Source organism: Streptomyces sp. ALB3, from assembly GCF_044385685.1.
Lineage (GTDB): Bacteria > Actinomycetota > Actinomycetes > Streptomycetales > Streptomycetaceae > Streptomyces.
The window spans coordinates 59,566-77,406 of record NZ_JBISCE010000008.1 but is presented as its reverse complement, the minus strand read 5'-3'; the positions used below and the strand labels follow the sequence as shown (position 1 = coordinate 77,406).

Below are 17,841 nucleotides of genomic sequence, written 5' to 3'. Positions count from 1 at the left end.
CGCCTCACGCGGGCGTTCGGGAGCCGGGAGTGCTCCCGTACGCGCGGTAGGTCAGCAACTGCTCCGAGGCGCGGGACCGACCGGCAGGAGGGCCGGACCGCACCGACGGCGCAGCACCGGACCGACGACCCCGGCCGACCGGACCGACCGGACCGCCCATGACCTACGCTGCCGGACCGGACAAAGGCCTGACCGGACGGAGCCGGACCGGGGCCGGGCAGGGGCAAGCGCAGTCGGACGCGCCCGCACGAGGCGCGCGCACGCCGGGTCCGTCGGCCCGCCCGCTGGATCACCGGCCCGCTTCGGCGAGGAATCCCGCTCAGTACGGGTCGTAGGAGCCCTCCTCGAGGCCCTCCCGCTCGTCGGCCTCCTGGCCGAGGCTGTAGCACTCGGTCCCGTGGTCCTGCACGGCGTGCCGCTCGAGCAGGTCCCGGGCCCTGACCTCGCCCCAGCTGGAGGAATACCACGGGCCGTCCGACAGGGCGAGGTCACGCCGGAAGCCCTCCAGGGCGCAGGACCTCAGCGGCTCCGGCAGCGTGTCCAGTGCCGGCACGGCGTCGGCGGAGAGGTCCTTGAGGTAGTCGATGTCGATCGTCTTGTCGCTGCGGTACCGCTGGACGTTCTGTTCGGCGATCAGTCCGTCGGGCGAGACCAGCCCGAACACGAGCACACCAGCGGCCGTGCTCACGGCGATCGCACGCGGCAGGAGCCGGGCGCCCAGGACGCCGGCCGCGAGGATCAGGATCAGCACCACGCCGAGCCAGAGCTCCACAGCGGCCACGGAGATGCGCAGCCGGGTCAGTCCGAAGGCGTCCACGTAGAGGTCCATGCGGCGCAGCGCCGAGGCCACGACCACGAGTGTGAGCACGCACAGGGAACCGAGGACGCTCCGGACCAGGGGCAGGTCGCCCGGTCCGCCTCGCGGCGCCCAGCGCAGGGCGAGCGCGATGACCACCAGGGTCAGCACGGTGGCCCAGAGGAGCTGCCAGAAGCCCTGCCTGGCGTATTCGGCGGGCAGCAGACCCGTCTCCTCCAGCACCTTGTCGTACCCGCCGAGGAGGACGACCAGCTGGAGCACGATGAAGGCCGCGAAGAGAAGGTTGAGCACGATCAGCGGAAGGGCCCACTCCGCCCTGCTCCTGGGCCTGCCGGGCTTGATGGTGATGCCGTCCCAGCGCACCGGCGCCGCAGCGCTGTACGCGGCGGCGAGCGCTCCGAGGAGTCCGAGTGCGAAGAGGAAGAGGCGCCAGGGGCTGTCCCCGACCGACACGTCGGGTGTGAGACTGCCCAGCAGCTCGGCGAAGGCGGCGTCCGCGGAGGCGAAGAGCGTGCCGAACACGATGAGCAGCACGACGGCGACCGCCGTGGTGCGGACGGCGGAGCGCACCCGGCCACGGGAGTCGTCCGCGCGGGCGCGCACGCCGCGCCATCCCCAGCGCGCGCCGGCCGCGACCGAGGGGAACAGACCCAGCGACCCGAACAGCACGCCCGGCCAGCTCCGGCTTCCGTGCAGGGCGAGGGAGCCCAGGGCGAGGGCCGACACAACGGCGAGGAAGACCGGCCACCCCGCGTCCCGAAGCGCCGGAATCGCCAGGAGCGCCAGGCCGCCGGCCGCCCACACGGCCGTCCAGGGGCGCAGCCTGCGCCCTGCCGAGCGGGCGGCGAAGAAGGCGCCCGTGGCGGCGGGCACGGCCACGATCAGCAGGTTGATCCCCACACCGTCGCCGAGCAGCAGCGCGCAGAGCAGGGCCGTGGCGAACGCCGACCAGAGTGTCGCCGGCCCGATGGCGGGCGGGGGCGGAGGCCTGAGCCGGGACAGTACGCCGGGCTGCGGCTGCCGGCCACCACGCAGCCAGACGTCCGGCCGTGGCTGGGTCTGGAGGTAGGCGGGCACCTTCGGCACGTCCGGGCCGGCGTCCTGCGACGGTACCGGCGTGCCGGCGGCCCGCGAAGGCTTCTCGACCGCTGTCTTCGCCGGACGGTGACTTCCGGACGTCACCTCGCTCTCCGGCGCGGTCACGGCCCCGGGCGCGGAGCGCACCGCTTCACGGGACTCCGGTGACCTCTCGGGCACGGACGCGTCGGACGGCTGATCGGACATGGGACCCCTCCCCCACCGAGGTCCGCTCGCACGGCCACATCGCGGCACGAGGACCCCGGCTTCTCTAGGCGCACGCCACCAAGATCGAATGAGGGCGGCATGGCCGAAAGAGTAAGTCCCGCCCGGCCCGTCCGGCCTTCCGGGTCCCCCGCTGTGGCAGGACCGTGACAGTGGAACCGCCCGTGCCCGTCCGCCCCGTCCGGCAGACGGTCAGCACCGCTCCGGAGCGAGGGGGAGCCAGTCGGGCAGCTCTTCCGTACGGGCCAGCCACTCGGCCGGAGGGGCACCCACCGGCTCGGCGGCGACGATGCCGCCGACGATGGCACAGGTGGTGTCCACGTCGCCGCCCGCCTGCGCCGTCACCCAGAACGCCTGCTCGAAGTCACCGAGGCTCCGTGCCGCCGACCAGAGAGCGAACGGCACCGTGTCGTGCGCGCTCGTGCGACGGCCGTTGCCGAGCACCGCCGCGACCGTGCCCGCGTCCCGGTAGTCCAGCATGTCGCGGGCCCTGCGCAGTCCGGCACCGACCGCGCTGCGCGGGACGAGGGCGACGACACCGTCGAGCAGGCCCTCCGGCGTCGGGGGCCCTCCGGGCGCGGCGACGAGGGCAGCGGCCGCCGCGACAGCCATGGCCCCGACGACGGCTTCGCGGTGCTGGTGGGTGGTGTACGAGGAGATCTCGGCCTGATGGGTGGCCTGTTCCGGGTCGTGCGCGTACCAGGCGCCCAGCGGAGCGATACGCATCGCTGAACCGTTCCCCCAGGAGCCCTGGCCCTGGAAGAGGGCGGAGGCCAGCTCCCGCCAGTCCCCGCCCTCCCTCACCAGCCTGAGCAGCCGGTTGACCGCGGGCCCGTAGCCCCGGTCGAAGTCGTGGTGCCGGGCGAAGGAGTGGGCGAGCGCGTCCTGGTCGATACGGTCGTGGCCGGCCAGTACGGCCAGTACGGAGCAGGCCATCTCCGTGTCGTCGGTCCACTGCCAGTCGGCGGGCGGCAGCTCCCGGTTCTTGAGCAGGGGGAAATGGGCCGGGACGAAGAACTGGGAACCGAGGGCGTCTCCCACGGACAGTCCACGCAGGCTGGCCAGAGCGCGTTCGAAACGGTCGGAAGCGGAGTCAGCGGTCATCGCTCTGCCACTCTATCCGGTGATGCCGTACGGCTCAGGGGTACGCCACCGCTCGAAGGGCCGGTCGAGCGTATAGCGGCCGTCCTCACCGAGCAGCAGCGTTCTCGATTCACCGTTCCCCGGGTTGGAGAGCGACTCGAACTCGGCCACCGACCAGTGGAACCAGCGCATGCAGAAGAGCCTCATGGTCAGCCCATGGGTGACCAGCAGGACGTTCGGCGGGTGGTCGGGCGCCTCGAAACTGCGGTGGAGGCTCTCCAGGAAGGCGTCGACCCGGTCGTACACGTCGGCCCCGGACTCACCCTGCGCGAAGCGGTAGAAGAAGTGCCCGTAGGCGTCCCGGTAGGCCTTCTGCAGCCTGACGTCCTCACGGTCCTGCCAGTTGCCCCAGTCCTGCTCGCGCAGACGGGGCTCTTCTCTGACACGCACCCGCTCCGGTGCGAGCCCGAACGCCCTGAACGTCTCGTGAGTGCGCCGGTAGGGCGAGACGTAGACACTGACCCTCTCGTCGCCGAAGGCCTCACGGAGACGGGAGCCCGTCGCCTCCGCCTGCCTCCGGCCGTTGGCCGTGAGCCTGAGAGCGTGGTCGGGCTCGCGTTCGTAGACCGAGTCGTCGGCGTTCCCCTCGGACTCACCGTGCCGGACGAGAACGATGCGTTGCGGTCGCGCCATGTTCCGACCCTAGATGCCGTCCGGCGCGATCGAGCTGTCCCGGCGTCCTCCGGCGGGCATGTGTGACCAAGGGAACGCGGGCGGGCCGGGTCAGACCGTCCACGACGGTTCGAGCCGCACCACGTCCCCCGTGAGCGATTCGACGTCCTTGTCGGTTTCCGCCCGTGCCGTGAGCCGGGCGATGCTCTCGGGCCGGTACTTGCCGCGTTCGGCGCTCGACTGCCACATCGAGAGCACGAGGAACTCACACCCCGGGGCCTCGCCGAAGACTCCTCGCAGCATTCCGGGGGATCCCGCCATGGCGGGGTTCCACACCCGTCGCTGCATGAGCGCGAAGTGCTCGGCGCGGTCCTCGCGCACCCTGCTGTGCGCCACCCTCACCACGTCCGTGTCGGTGAAATCCGGCTGAAAACCGGTCTTCACATCGAAGCGGTACTCGAAGAGCTTGACCCGTATGTCCTTGTACGTGCCCGACTGTGCGGCGGCCGGCCGGTCGTGCCCGCGGGCCATGAAGGAGTCGTAGAAGACACGATTCTCCCAGAAGGCGAACACATGGGCGACATCCGGCTGCCGTCGGCTCCACCCGCCGCCCTGCCCCCGGAAGCCCGGCTCATCGAGCAGCCCCGCCCACTTCCGCTGCCCCCGCTCGAAACCGCGGCGGTCCACCACGGTGCAGCGAATCCACTTGACCAGCACCGCGCCATCGTACGGGGCCCGGCGTGGCGCGCGTCACGCTCCGGACGGCCCCGGGCGGCCCGCCTCCCGGAGATCACACGACCCCGGGCACGTGAGTGGCCCGAATACGACGTCCGGAACCAACGCGGTTGGATCCGCGCACGGTTGCGTAGATGATCTGGGGATGCAAGAGGTCCGTCGGTCCAGCAGCGAGGAGGCACGTCCGATGAGCACTCCCAACAAGGACATCGAGAAGGTCGAAGTGAGGGTCAAGTGGGACCCCAGCGCCGCCGGTGAGCCCGCCAACGACCTGGACATCATCGCGGCCACGTACGGGACGGACGCGCCCTACGGCACTCCCGCCTACCTCGTGCACTTCGACAGCCGGTCACCCGACGGGACGATCACGCTGAACCGGGACAGCCGGACCGGGCAGGGCTTCGGTTTCGACGAGGTGATGACGCTCGAACTGGACCGGTTGTCGGACGCCTACGCCAGGGTCGTGGTCGGTGTGGCCATCCAGCAGCGCGAGGGTCACAAGACCTTCGGCCAGATAGAGCACACGGCCGTGCAGATCCGTGAGGGCTACACGAATATGTCGGAGGACGACTTCTCAGCGGTGGCCACCGCCACCGCCGCGGTCGTGGCCGAGTTCGTCCGGGATCCCTCGGGGGCCTGGGTCTTCCACGGAACCGTCCGCGGTTTCGAGGGTGATCCCGACTCGTTCACCGCGGTGATGGGGAGCCGCTAGGCCCGGCGAGCGCCGGACCACGGCCCCTGCGCCTCCAGGGGACGCACCAGGAGGCTCGCGATGCCGGTGTCCTCGACGGACCCTCCAGGCGCCGGACCGGTATCCCGGCCGCCACCCAGTCGGCGTGGAGGATCACCGTCATCCCGGCGGGGAATCCTCGACCCGCCGGAACCGCACCGTCGGCCCCCGCTGCGGCGCTGCTCCCGCGCCGCCGCCCCACGACGGCTCCCGAGGACCCCACGCGTACACCGCGACGCCCCGTACGCACGAGGGGGACCGGCCGTCGGCCGGTCCCCCTCGTGCGCTGCTGGTCAGCTGCGCACGCGGACCGCGCCGGACGTCCGCCCGACGCGTCCCCGCGTCATTCCCGCCGGCGGAGACCACTTGTTCCTGGCGTGCGCTGTTCCTCGGCATCTCCACGATCGGGAAACGCACGCAGCCTCAACTGGGGCGCCCGGTGATCGGCGAGCCATCGCATCCGGTTGTCATCCGTCGCGAGCCCGGAGCGTGCGGCCTGGGTCCACTCTGCCCGGTCGAGCACCTCAAGGTAGGTCGCCCGGAGCGCTTCCTGCTGGGCCGCAGTGCAGCCCGCATCCTCGGGAGGCTCTGTGGTCAGGTGCTGGGCAAGCAACGCGATCGTGAAATAGCGCTCGATCGTCGGGCTGAGCAGACCCACGTGGCGAGCATGAGCTTCCAGGACCGCTCCCGAATGAGGGTAGTGAGCGAGGGTGAGCCCCATCCCCCCGCAGTCACTCATCTGATGGAGTAGGCGGCCGACGTGGTCGACCATCTCGCTGTCGGTGTCGAGGTCTGCCAGTGCCTCATGGAGTTCGGCGACTGTGGCGACGTCGCCGGCGAAGTACCCATTAAGGAAATCGCCGTCACAGGCTCTGCGAAGCAGCCAAGGCCGGGCAGTCGGGTCGTCGAGTCTGCAGAGCGCCTCGACGACATAGACGCGTCCCCAGCCGGTGACGCGCTCGGCCAGCCAGAGCAGGGCCTCAACTCCCCGTGCCTGACGCTCCAATGCGTGCGCCGCGAGTGCCCCGAAGCGGTTGGAAAGCAGCCCGATCGTCTGGATCAGCGGGATGTCGTCGGCTGTGCCCACGGCAGCCAGCAGGGCAAGTCCAACGGTGACCGCGCATCGATCGGTCCCGTACCGGACCAACCAGCGGCCCGTTTGGCGAACGCGTTCTCTGCCCGAGCGCTCAGCCGCGGCGGCGATGTGCCCGTTCCGGTGAATCGGGACGTAGACGTCGTGGAAGGCATCGGCCAATTCGCTGGGCAGGGCGGAAGCCCTGGCGAAATGCGTGCCCAGGACGAGGGCAACGTCCTTGCCGGCCGAGTGCCGGTCCTCAGGCGCCTTCGGGCCTCGCCGACGACGGTGCGACTCGTCGTCGGGAAATGGTTCCCCGTCGCGCGGAAGTGGCTCCCCTGGAGCCGACTGATGTAGCTGGAGTGCGTGATCGAACAGCGATGTCGGTGACCCGGGCAGCCCTGTCCCGGAGGTCTCGGTCATCGGCGGACGGAGGACTCGATTCTCTTGATCATGGCTCGGAGCATGCCACGACAGCAATCGCCGCGACAAGCCCTCGACTCGGGGGCGGGTTGCGTCAGACTCAACAGCCAGGCGTCACGCGCGTCAGGGCGGTGAAGCCGCGAGATCGCCTCCAAAGCCCTGACCGGCTGCTTCACGCCCCCAAGGCGCTCGGTGTACTGGCGGAGACCACTTATTGCCGGCGTGTCGTATTCCTCGCCTCAGCCGCTCTTCATGCTCGACGTCGGGGGCCTGGCCAGGGGTAGCCGAGCTGATCGGCAAACTCCTGCGTGCCGCCGCAAACCTCGGCGATCTCGCGGGGGTCTTCGGCCGTGAGACGAGCCTCGAGGCGCTCTGCTTGGTCACCCGGGTCGTCTTTGGAGACCGGAAGGGTCATCTTGAACTGGAGCCACGGACGGTCTTCTCTGATCGCGGAGCGGCCGGGATGGAACAGGAAGACGCTGATCTGGTCTGGTTCCCAGTGCCAAGCTGAGACGGCTCCCAGTTCGCATTCCCAGGTCGTCAGCCAGCCGACACGCTTCCGGAGCCGTTCTTCCAGAAGCCGGGCGACTGTTCGGGCCGGCCACTCCCAGCTGTGGTCGGTCGAGGCCCGGCGGACTTCCGCGTCGTACTGACCGACGTCGAATCGAAGCTCCGGGAGGTCGACATCATCGCCATCCGGGTTGCGCCAGCCGCTCCAGACCACGTGCTGCCCTTCGCGCCTGATGGTCACGTAGACAGCGCCGCAGCATCCTTCTGTGCACTCGGCCTCGGCAAGCCGGACCTCGCGGGGCGTGTCTGTCGCGTGAAGCGGCGCATGCTGCCCCAACAGATACCGAGGGTCATCTGCCGGCCCCTCGTCGAACACGTCGGCCAGGATGTCTCGTCCATTGATGACCGGTCGGCATTCCACGGCGCCGTGTCGGCTTCCCATCGGGGGCACGACGATACGAAGGGACAACAGGTGCGGTTCTGTGGTCATTGGCTGATGGTCCAGGAGTCAGTGGCAGTTGTCCTGCGTGTTTCTGCTTGTTGCCTGGAGCTGGCGGCCCCGGAACGATCTTGTTGCGCGTGTCCAGCGCGGTGCGTGTTCTCCGACCGCGGCTGCGAGGCGGCAGACACGCCAGGGAGGGGCGCCGGCCAAAGGCCGGCGCCCCTCCCTCTCAGAGATCACGCTTCGGTTCAGCTACGTCGGCTGTCGCGTCCGACGCAAGTCCGCCCGGTATCAGCTGCATCCGCTGGTCGAACCGCAACCCTCGCAGATGTAGCAGGACCCGGCGCGCTGCATCTTCGTTCCGCACGAGAAGCACAGCGGCGCGTCCGCGCTGATGCCGAGCTGCATCTCGACGAGCTCCGCCGAGGTGTGCGCCGTCCTGGGCGCCGGCTTCTCGGCTGCGCCCTCCTCGGGTGAGGCGACCGCCTTCAGCGGCTGGGTCTGCACCGGGGCGGACTGCGCCAGGCTCTCGGCGTCGAGCTCGTCGTCACCGAAGGCGGGCTCGTACGAACCGGTGTCCAGGTGGCGCTGGCGCTCCTCGGCCGAGTGGATGCCGAGTGCGGAGCGCGTCTCGAACGGCAGGAAGTCGAGCGCCAGGCGGCGGAAGATGTAGTCGACGATCGACTGGGCCATCCGCACGTCCGGGTCGTCCGTCATACCGGCCGGCTCGAAGCGCATGTTGGTGAACTTGGAGACGTAGGTCTCCAGGGGCACGCCGTACTGGAGACCGACCGACACCGCGATCGAGAAGGCGTCCATCATGCCCGCGAGGGTGGAACCCTGCTTGGACATCTTCAGGAAGACCTCACCGAGACCGTCGTCCGGATAGGAGTTGGCGGTCATGTAACCCTCGGCGCCGCCCACCGTGAAGGACGTGGTGATGCCGGGACGGCCCTTGGGGAGGCGCTTGCGGACCGGGCGGTACTCGACGACCTTCTCGACCGCGGCACGGATGGTGTCCTCGGTCTTCGCGGTCACCTCGTCCTTCTTCTCCTCCCACTTCTTGGTGGAGAGGGGCTGGCCGACCTTGCAGTTGTCGCGGTAGATCGCGAGCGCCTTGACGCCCATCTTCCACGCCTCGAAGTAGACCTCCTCGACGTCCTCGACGGTGGCCGTCTCCGGCAGGTTCACCGTCTTGGACAGCGCGCCGGAGATCCACGGCTGGATCGCCGCCATCATCCGGACGTGGCCCATGGCCGAGATCGAACGCTCGCCCATGGCGCAGTCGAAGACCTCGTAGTGCTCGTCCTTGAGGCCCGGGGCACCGATCACGTTGCCGTTCTCGGCGATGTGGGCGACGACCGCCTCGATCTGCTCCGGCTGGTAGCCGAGGCGGCGCAGGGCCTGCGGGACCGTGCCGTTGACGATCTGCATCGAGCCGCCGCCGACGAGCTTCTTGAACTTGACCAGGGCGAGGTCGGGCTCGAGGCCGGTGGTGTCGCAGGACATCGCGAGACCGATGGTGCCGGTCGGGGCGATGACCGACGCCTGGGCGTTGCGGAAGCCGTTCTTCTCGCCGAGGCGGAGCACGTCCTGCCAGGCCTCCGTGGCGGCTGCCCAGATCGGCGAGTCCAGGTCGTCGACGTGGACGGCCACGGCGTTGGCGTCCGAGTGCTGCTTCATGACGCGCTGGTGCGGCTCCGCGTTGCGGGCGTAGCCGTCGTACGGGCCGACGACCGCGGCGAGCTCGGCGGAGCGACGGTAGGAGGTGCCCGTCATCAGCGAGGTGATGGCGCCGGCGAGCGCACGGCCGCCGTCGCTGTCGTAGGCGTGCCCGGTCGCCATCAGCAGCGCGCCCAGGTTGGCGTAGCCGATGCCCAGCTGACGGTAGGCGCGGGTGTTCTCGCCGATCTTCTGCGTCGGGAAGTCCGCGAAGCAGATCGAGATGTCCATCGCGGTGATGACCAACTCGACGACCTTGGCGAAGCGCTCGGCCTGGAAGGACTGGTTCCCCTCACCGTCGTCCTTGAGGAACTTCATCAGGTTCAGCGAGGCCAGGTTGCACGAGGTGTTGTCCAGGTGCATGTACTCGCTGCAGGGGTTCGAGCCGTTGATGCGGCCGGACTCCGGGCAGGTGTGCCAGTGGTTGATGGTGTCGTCGTACTGGATGCCGGGGTCGGCACAGGCCCAGGCGGCCTCCGCCATCTTGCGGAAGAGGGACTTGGCCTCCACCTCCTCGATGACGTCGCCGGTCATACGGGCGCGCAGGCCGAACTTCCCGCCGGACTCGACGGCCTTCATGAACTCGTCGTTCACGCGGACGGAGTTGTTGGCGTTCTGGTACTGGACGGACGTGATGTCGTCGCCGCCCAGGTCCATGTCGAAGCCCGCGTCGCGCAGGGCGCGGATCTTCTCCTCCTCCTTCACCTTGGTCTCGATGAAGTTCTCGATGTCGGGGTGGTCGACGTCGAGGATGACCATCTTGGCCGCCCGGCGGGTGGCGCCACCCGACTTGATCGTTCCTGCGGAGGCGTCGGCCCCACGCATGAAGGAGACCGGGCCGGAGGCGTTGCCACCGGAGGAGAGCAGCTCCTTCGAGGAGCGGATGCGGGACAGGTTCAGGCCGGCGCCGGAGCCGCCCTTGAAGATCATGCCCTCTTCCTTGTACCAGTCGAGGATCGACTCCATGGAGTCGTCGACGGCCAGGATGAAGCAGGCAGAGACCTGCTGCGGCTGGGGCGTCCCGACGTTGAACCAGACCGGCGAGTTGAAACTGAAGATCTGGTGCAGGAGGGCGTACGCCAGCTCGTGCTCGAAGATCTCGGCGTCGGCGGGGGAAGCGAAGTAGTTGTAGTCCTCGCCGGCCTTCCGGTAGGTCTTCACGATCCGGTCGATCAGCTGTCGCAGACCGGTCTCGCGCTGCGGCGTACCGACAGCGCCCCGGAAGTACTTGCTGGTGACGATGTTGACCGCGTTCACCGACCAGAAGTCGGGGAACTCGACGCCACGCTGCTCGAAGTTGATCGAGCCGTCGCGCCAGTTGGTCATGACGACGTCACGGCGCTCCCACGCGACCTCGTCGTACGGGTGCACGCCGGGGTTCGTGTGGATGCGCTCGATGCGCAGGCCCTGCTTGGTCGCAGTCGACTTGGCTCCCTTGGTGCGGGAACCTCGTGCCGGGCCGCTCGCCGTCTCTGTCATGCCGCCTCCCATATGTGGGCAAAAACGCCCTGAAGTGCCCAGTTCTTCCCAGGGCACAGTGTGTGTCTGATGCTCCGGACGCCGCGCACAGCGTCCCGGAACAGGTCTGGTGCCGCCTGCCGCCGGATCGGCCACCCCTGCCGGTCCGGCTCGGTGGTCAATCAGCGGCGACCGCGGCGGGGGCAGGGACCTCAGGGGTCCCGCCGCTCCCGCGTTGCTCCGCGCGAGGCCGCTGTTCGCGCAGTTCGGCGATAGCCGTCTCGAAGTCGTCGAGCGAGTTGAACGCCCGGTACACCGATGCGAAACGCAGGTACGCGACGAGGTCGAGTTCCTGCAACGGGCCGAGTATGGCCAGTCCCACGTCGTGTGTCGTCAGTTCCGCACTCCCCGTCGCCCGCACGGCCTCCTCGACCCGCTGGCCGAGCTTCGCCAGGGCGTCCTCGGTGACGGGCCGGCCCTGGCAGGCCTTGCGGACCCCCGAGATGACCTTGGTGCGGCTGAAGGGCTCGGTCACGCCACTGCGCTTGACCACCATCAGCGAGCAGGTCTCCACGGTCGTGAAGCGACGGGAGCAGTCGGGGCACTGACGGCGCCGTCGGATCGACGTCCCGTCGTCCGTGGTGCGACTGTCCACGACCCGGCTGTCGGGGTGCCTGCAGAAGGGGCAGTGCATGTCTCCGAACCCTCCTCACACAGCACGACTGAATAGCCCTCCGGCCCTGTTCAGGGCCCCTGAGGACAGCCCCAAGCATAGGCGATGAACTCTGCCTCGATGGACCGGGGACCACTACTTATGGGCGGAGACAGCAAGGCAACCACTACATCTAGGGTTTTGCGCTAGCCCGGCCCTCCGCGCGTGTCGCGGGCCCCCGCGGGCCGGGAGGCAGCCTACGGCCCGGCACGAGAGTACGGGAAACGCGCGTCGGCCGAGGCCCGGGGGCCACCCCCGCCTGAGGCCCGGGGGCCACCCGGAGGGCCTCCCCCAAGTGGGTCCGGAGGCTCCTGGAAGGCCCGTCGCGGCACACCGGGACGCACCCCCGCACAGGGGCGGAAGCGGCGGAAGGCTAGCGTGGCCCTCGGCGGCCGGCGCTCGGGCGGTGGCCCGTCGCACAGCTCATACACCTCCAGGTAGGCCTGCGGCAGCCCTTTATTTGTTTTTCACTCGAACGTGTGTTTGGCGCAACCTTTCGAAAGCTACTACCGTTGCCTAACCAGGGAGACCATTCGAGAGGGGCCGACGTGACCACCACCGCAGACAGCGCCACCATCACTGCCCAGGACCACCGCTCCCAGGGCCGACTTGAGCCGGTGCATGCCATGAATGACACAGTCATGAACGCGGAGGGTCCGGAGCCCACGCGACCCGCACGCTCCTTGCCCGGCCGCCCACCAGGAATCCGGGCGGACAGCTCCGGGCTCACGGACCGGCAGCGGCGCGTGATCGAGGTGATCCGGGATTCCGTGCAACGGCGAGGGTATCCCCCCTCGATGCGCGAGATCGGCCAGGCGGTGGGGCTGTCCAGCACCTCGTCCGTCGCCCATCAGCTGATGGCTCTCGAGCGTAAGGGCTTCCTCCGGCGTGACCCTCACCGGCCGCGTGCGTACGAGGTGCGGGGCTCGGACCAGCCCAGCACCCAGCAGACCGACACCACGGGAAAGCCGGCAGCCTCCTACGTGCCGCTGGTCGGCCGGATCGCGGCAGGCGGGCCGATCCTCGCCGAGGAGTCCGTCGAGGACGTCTTCCCCCTGCCCCGCCAGCTCGTCGGTGACGGCGAGCTCTTCGTGCTGAAGGTCGTGGGCGACTCCATGATCGAGGCAGCGATCATGGACGGGGACTGGGTCACCGTGCGGCGTCAGCCCGTCGCGGAGAACGGCGACATCGTGGCGGCCATGCTGGACGGCGAGGCCACGGTCAAGCGGTTCAAGCGGGAGGACGGCCACGTGTGGCTGCTCCCGCACAACTCCGCCTACCAGCCGATTCCCGGTGACGAGGCGACCATCCTGGGCAAGGTCGTGGCGGTGCTGCGGCGGGTCTGAGCCCCGCCGGTTCGGACCGGCCCCGGGATCCCTGCGCCGGTCCCGGGGCCCTGACATGTCCGCAGTCCTTCCTCAGGGCCGCTTCCTCACGGCCGGGGAGGTGCTCCAAGGGCCGCCCGGAAACCCTGACGGCCCGCTCCGGTCACCCCGAGGCCTTGGCCGCCGCGTCGATGGCCGCCAGCGACCGCCGCACCTGATTCCGGTCCGTCGTGTACCAGAAGTCGGGCATCGAGGCACGGAGGTAGCTGCCGTACCGGGCGTTGGCCAGCCGGGGGTCGAGCACGGCGACCACACCCTTGTCGCCCATCGCCCGGACGAGCCTGCCCGCGCCCTGAGCCATCAGCAGTGCCGCGTGGGTCGCCGCCACTGCCATGAACCCGTTCCCGCCGGCTTCCTCGACGGCCTTCTGGCGGGCGCTCATCAGGGGGTCGTCAGGCCGGGGGAAGGGGATGCGGTCCATGACCACGAGCTGGCAGCTCGGGCCGGGGACGTCGACGCCTTGCCAGAGGGACAGCGTCCCGAACAGACAGGTCTCGGGGTCCGCCGCGAAGTTCTTGATGAGCTCCCCGAGGGTTTCCTCTCCCTGCAGCAGGACCGGCTTGTCCTGCCGGCCACGCAGCTCCTCGGCGGCCGCCTGGGCCGCCCGCATGGAGGAGAAGAGACCCAGGGTGCGGCCGCCCGCGGCCTCCACCAGCTCGGAGAGCTCGTCGAGCATGTCCGTGCGGGAACCTTCCCTGCCGGGCGTGGACAGGTGCCGGGCGACGTACAGGATGCCCTGCTTCGGGTAGTCGAACGGCGAGCCCACGTCGAGGCCCTTCCACTGCGGGATGTCGTCGCCCGCCGTGCCCTCGGGAGCGAGTCCCAGCGATGCGCCCACCCCGTTGAAGTCACCGCCGAGCTTGAGGGTGGCCGAGGTCAGGACCACCGAGCGGTCGGCGAACAGCTTCTCGCGCAGCAGCCCCGAGACGGACAGCGGCGCCACCCGGACCGAAGCCCCGAAACGGTCGTGACGCTCGTACCAGACGACGTCGTACTCGGAACCCTGTGTGAGGCGCTCCGCGACGCTGTGGATCGACTCGACGGACGCCATGGCCTGCTTGCGCACCGCGTCCTCGTCCTGGACGGACTTGTCCCGGGTGCCGCCGAGCGCGGAGATCACCGTACGCGACGCGTCACGCAGAGCCATCAAGGCGTAACCGAGATCCTCCGGCACCTCTTCGAGACGCCCCGGAAGCGCGAGCTCCATGACCCGCTCGAAACCCTCCGACGCGGTCAGCAGGGCGTCGGCCGCCTTCTCGTTGACCAGCTTCGCCGCGCGGCGCACCGCGCGGTTCACCTGGCCGGGGGTGAGCTCTCCCGTGGCCACCCCGGTGACCCGGGAGACCAGCTCGTGGGCCTCGTCGACGATGAGCACCTCGTGCTTGGGCAGCACGGGGGCGCCCTCGATCGCGTCGATCGCGAGGAGGGCGTGGTTGGTCACGACGACGTCGGCGAGCTTGGCCCGCTCACGGGCCGCCTCCGCGAAGCACTCGGCACCGTACGCGCACTTCGTGGCTCCGAGGCACTCACGGGAGGAGACGGAGATCTGGCCCCACGCCCGGTCCGAGACACCAGGCGTCAGGTCGTCCCTGTCACCGGTCTCCGTCTCGTCGGACCAGTCGCGCAGGCGCAACAGGTCCTGCCCCAGCTTGCTGGACGGCGCCGCCGCTTCGAACTGGTCGAAGAGCCCTTCCTCCTCGTCCTGCGGCGCACCCTCGTGGAGCCGGTGCAGGCAGAGGTAGTTCGACCGGCCCTTGAGCATGGCGAACTGCGGGCGGCGGCGCAGCAGCGGGTGCAGCGCGTCGACCGTGCGCGGAAGGTCCCGCTCCACCAGCTGTCGCTGGAGGGCCAGCGTCGCCGTCGCCACCACGACCCGCTCACCGTGGGCCAGCGCCGGCACCAGGTAGCCGAGGGACTTGCCCGTGCCGGTACCGGCCTGGACGAGCAGATGGGCGTTGTCGTCGACGGCCTCGGCGACGGCCTCGGCCATGGAGACCTGGCCGGGCCGTTCCGTACCGCCGACAGCGGTGACGGCGGCGTGGAGGAGCTCGGGGAGAGATGGCTTCGTCATAGCGCGTCCACCCTACGGCGCCCCGCTGACAACATCGATCGCTCCCGGACTCACGCGGAGGGGTGCAGCGGGTTGGGGACGCTGCCGTGGACGGCGGCGTGCGGGCGCTGCGGCCGGTCCCGGTAGCCGTCCAGATGCAGTCGGTTGCGGTTGAGACACAGGCGCTCGATCGTCGGCGTCAGCATGTCGAAGATCTCGAACCGCTCCTTGAGGTCGGGGAAGCGGGCGTGGTGCCGCAGGATCTCGGCACGGACGAGTGACCAGAACGTGTCCTCCGGGACGTCCAGCTGTTCCTCGCAGAGCGGGGACAGATAGCGGAAGACACCGACGAAGAGCCCCGAGTGGATGAACTGGGTGAGGAAGGAGGGCTCCTCCGTGAGCAGGATCGCGCGGACGTCCGCGGGCATCGCGTCGTGCTCGGGCAGGTGCCGGGCGCTGACGTTGACGTCGTCGACGAAGTCCTTGATCGCGAGGCGGACCGGTACGTCGTTCTCGTCGAACACGACGATGGCGTTCTCGCCGTGCGGGGAGAACACCGTGCCGTAGCGGTAGAGGAAGTGCAGCAGCGGGGGCAGCAGCGCGGAGAAGAGCCGGGCCAGCCAGGCGGCGGGGGTCAGTCCCGAGCGGGCGACGAGTTCGGCGGTGAAGGAACGGCCCTCGGGATCCGTGTGCAGCAGTGAGGCCAGCGTACGGGCGCGTTCACCGGGCGCGAGGCGCGGCTGCAGGGGTTCACGCCAGATCGCCCCGAGGATCTCCTTGAACTGGTACGGAGCCTCCGGGAGGTGGTCGTAGAGCGGGTGCTCGACGGCGACCGAGGCGACCTCTCCCAGCAGGATGACGCCGCAGGTGTCCCGGAGGAACGGATCGCCGTCGCACAGCCCCTGGACCCACGCCGTGACGGCCGGGGCGGCGAGAGTGCGCTCGGTCGGCAGTCCTCGCCAGACCAAGGTGTTGAGGATCGACAGGGGCAGCTTGACCGTGTGCCGGTCGGGGCGGCCCACGTTGGTGAAGGTGCGGATGGACTGCTGGGGGAGCCGGAGGTCGTCGTCCGCGTGCAGGGGCACGATGTCGCCGTCCGCGATGGCGGGGGCGAAGAGCGGCACGATCCATTCGTCCCACTGCCACGGATGCACGGGAAGGAACAGGTAGTCGGCCGGGTCGAGTCCCCGCACGCGCAGGATCTCGGCGAAGGATTCCCGGACGCGTGGGTCCAGTTCCTGGTCGTAGAGGTCTCCGGAGGCGGCGACGCGGCCCACACCCCGGTAGCCCGCTATGCGGGTGCTGACGGCGATCCAGGGGAGTGCGGTGGCCGACCGGGCCTCCGGCGTGAAGCGCGCGGCGTCGGCGGCCGAGAACCCGAGACGGCCCTTGTTCGCGACGAGCCAGGGGTGGCCGGTCTGGTGGCCCTCGAGTTCGGCGTACGGCAGTTCGGCGAGCTCCGCCGCCCGGAGCGCGGTGTGGTCCAGCCGGGCGTCGGCGGTGAGCGTGGCGGTGAGCTCACGGATGAGGTGGCCGAGCGTGGCGCCGTCGAGGCCGAGGAGCCGGCTGCCGCGGGCCAGGAACCGCAGCGGGTCGCGGAAGGGCGTGCCGGCGCTTGTGTGCCCGGTGTCCTCGGCGGGGATCTCACGAATCGTGGCGGGGTCGACGCGCCAGCTGCCGTAGACACCGCGCCGGGCCCGGAAGATCAGCAGCGCGCCGTCGTCCAGCGGGACGGTGTAGTCGCCGGTCCGCCCCGCGCCTCGGTCCGTCCTGGGTGCGGGCTCGATGACTTCCTCGTAGGCGAACTCACCGAGCATCTTGGCGAGGAGCCTGGCCGCCGCCCGGTCCCATACGGTCCGGTCGAGCACCGGGATGTCGAACGGCGTATGCGGCTCCGCCGGATGAGGGCTCGCAGGATATGTCGGCACGGGGACTCCTCCGGGTGGGACCGATGGGGTTCGAGCGGGCAGTGCGGTGAGGTGAGTTGTTCACAGGTGTTCGCGGTGTGCTCGGTCACGGACCATCAGGGCTGCTTGCTTGTCGGGCAGATCCACTTCCGCGCAGAAGCGGAAACCGGCGCTCAGGAACGCGGACACGGACGGGGTGTTGCGCAGGTCGGGCTCCGCGACCACCCGTCCGCAGAGCGGGCGGTGGTCGAGCACGAGGTCGGAGACGGCCCTCAGCAGGGCGCTGCCGATACCCCGTCCACGGCTGCCCACACCGCCGATGAGGAGGTGGACCCCCATGTCGTGGGGCCGTGCCGGGTAGTGGCGGGCGACGGGGTCCAGGTCCGCACGGTAGATCTCCCAGTAGCTCATGGGCGTGCCGTCCAGGACGCCGAGGCAGGGGACGCTGCGGCCGTCCCCCGCGAGCTGTGGGCGGAGGTGGGCGGCGGTGACCGTGTCGGGGCCGGCGAGTTCCCAGAAGGCGGCGACCGCCGGGTCGTTCATCCAGCGGGTGATCACCGCCAGGTCGCGTGCGAGTTCCACCGCGACGAGCCGGAACACCCCTGTGGAGGTGGTGACCGGACCCCACCCGCCGGGATCGCCGACGAGAGCGGAAGCGTCGGCCTCTGCGCGGGCCGCGGGGGCGTCACCGAGCAGGGCGAGGAGTTCCTCGGTGAGCCGGAGCTCCAGGGTGTCCTCGGATCCGGTGGTGTCGGGCGGGACGGCACCGGTCCCGGTGCGGGCATCGGCTTGATGCACCGTGACGCTCTCCTCTCGTG

The 17,841-nt window shown here is 69.9% G+C and carries 13 protein-coding genes; 2 read left to right on the top strand and 11 right to left on the bottom strand.

Annotation, left to right across the window (positions count from 1 at the left end; genetic code table 11):
* Positions 1–319: 319 nt before the first annotated feature.
* The 4 genes from ACHFIV_RS07280 to ACHFIV_RS07265 all read right to left on the bottom strand — a co-directional run bounded on the left by ACHFIV_RS07280 (position 320) and on the right by ACHFIV_RS07265 (position 4,591).
* Positions 320–2,101, bottom strand: coding sequence for a DUF4153 domain-containing protein (locus ACHFIV_RS07280; RefSeq protein WP_398964830.1), 1,782 nt, complete (start codon positions 2,099–2,101; stop codon positions 320–322).
* A gap of 210 nt (positions 2,102–2,311) precedes the next feature.
* Complete coding sequence (locus ACHFIV_RS07275) at positions 2,312–3,223, bottom strand: ADP-ribosylglycohydrolase family protein (RefSeq protein WP_398964828.1); 912 nt, start codon at positions 3,221–3,223, stop codon at positions 2,312–2,314.
* A 12-nt stretch (positions 3,224–3,235) separates the two neighbouring features.
* Positions 3,236–3,895, bottom strand: a complete 660-nt coding sequence (locus tag ACHFIV_RS07270) for a histidine phosphatase family protein (protein ID WP_398964826.1) — start codon at positions 3,893–3,895, stop codon at positions 3,236–3,238.
* Positions 3,896–3,985: 90 nt separating this feature from the next.
* Entirely contained in the window at positions 3,986–4,591 is a 606-nt protein-coding gene (locus tag ACHFIV_RS07265) for a YdbC family protein (RefSeq protein WP_398964824.1), read from the bottom strand.
* Positions 4,592–4,796: 205 nt separating this feature from the next.
* On the opposite strand from ACHFIV_RS07265, the gene ACHFIV_RS07260 reads away from it, so the two are divergent.
* On the top strand, positions 4,797–5,321 hold the full coding sequence (locus ACHFIV_RS07260) for a TerD family protein (RefSeq protein WP_398964822.1): 525 nt from the start codon (positions 4,797–4,799) through the stop codon (positions 5,319–5,321).
* Between the two features lie 361 nt (positions 5,322–5,682).
* Here ACHFIV_RS07260 and ACHFIV_RS07255 read toward each other — a convergent pair whose 3' ends face one another.
* From ACHFIV_RS07255 to nrdR, 4 genes are all read right to left on the bottom strand, one after another.
* Positions 5,683–6,837 (bottom strand): hypothetical protein, encoded by a 1,155-nt coding sequence (locus ACHFIV_RS07255; protein ID WP_398964820.1) that lies wholly within the window; start codon positions 6,835–6,837, stop codon positions 5,683–5,685.
* 250 nt (positions 6,838–7,087) lie between these two features.
* On the bottom strand, positions 7,088–7,837 hold the full coding sequence (locus tag ACHFIV_RS07250; RefSeq protein ID WP_398964818.1) for a hypothetical protein: 750 nt from the start codon (positions 7,835–7,837) through the stop codon (positions 7,088–7,090).
* Between the two features lie 243 nt (positions 7,838–8,080).
* Entirely contained in the window at positions 8,081–10,990 is a 2,910-nt protein-coding gene (locus tag ACHFIV_RS07245) for a vitamin B12-dependent ribonucleotide reductase (RefSeq protein ID WP_398964816.1), read from the bottom strand.
* Positions 10,991–11,147: 157 nt separating this feature from the next.
* Complete coding sequence (nrdR, locus tag ACHFIV_RS07240; RefSeq protein WP_398964814.1) at positions 11,148–11,663, bottom strand: transcriptional regulator NrdR; 516 nt, start codon at positions 11,661–11,663, stop codon at positions 11,148–11,150.
* A 566-nt stretch (positions 11,664–12,229) separates the two neighbouring features.
* On the opposite strand from nrdR, the gene lexA reads away from it, so the two are divergent.
* The gene (gene lexA, locus ACHFIV_RS07235) at positions 12,230–13,027 is read left to right on the top strand and encodes a transcriptional repressor LexA (protein ID WP_398964812.1); all 798 of its coding nucleotides are present in this window, start codon (positions 12,230–12,232) and stop codon (positions 13,025–13,027) included.
* 142 nt (positions 13,028–13,169) lie between these two features.
* Here lexA and ACHFIV_RS07230 read toward each other — a convergent pair whose 3' ends face one another.
* Genes ACHFIV_RS07230 through ACHFIV_RS07220 form a run of 3 tightly spaced genes read right to left on the bottom strand, consistent with a single transcriptional unit; the run spans position 13,170 to position 17,821 of the window.
* Positions 13,170–15,137: an ATP-dependent DNA helicase gene (locus ACHFIV_RS07230; protein ID WP_398964811.1), complete on the bottom strand. Its 1,968-nt coding sequence runs from the start codon at positions 15,135–15,137 to the stop codon at positions 13,170–13,172.
* A gap of 50 nt (positions 15,138–15,187) precedes the next feature.
* Positions 15,188–17,044 carry an IucA/IucC family protein gene (locus ACHFIV_RS07225; protein WP_398964810.1) on the bottom strand — a complete coding sequence of 619 codons (1,857 nt, stop codon included), beginning with the start codon at positions 17,042–17,044 and terminating at the stop codon, positions 15,188–15,190.
* 60 nt (positions 17,045–17,104) lie between these two features.
* Positions 17,105–17,821 carry a GNAT family N-acetyltransferase gene (locus ACHFIV_RS07220; protein WP_398964808.1) on the bottom strand — a complete coding sequence of 239 codons (717 nt, stop codon included), beginning with the start codon at positions 17,819–17,821 and terminating at the stop codon, positions 17,105–17,107.
* Positions 17,822–17,841: the final 20 nt, after the last annotated feature.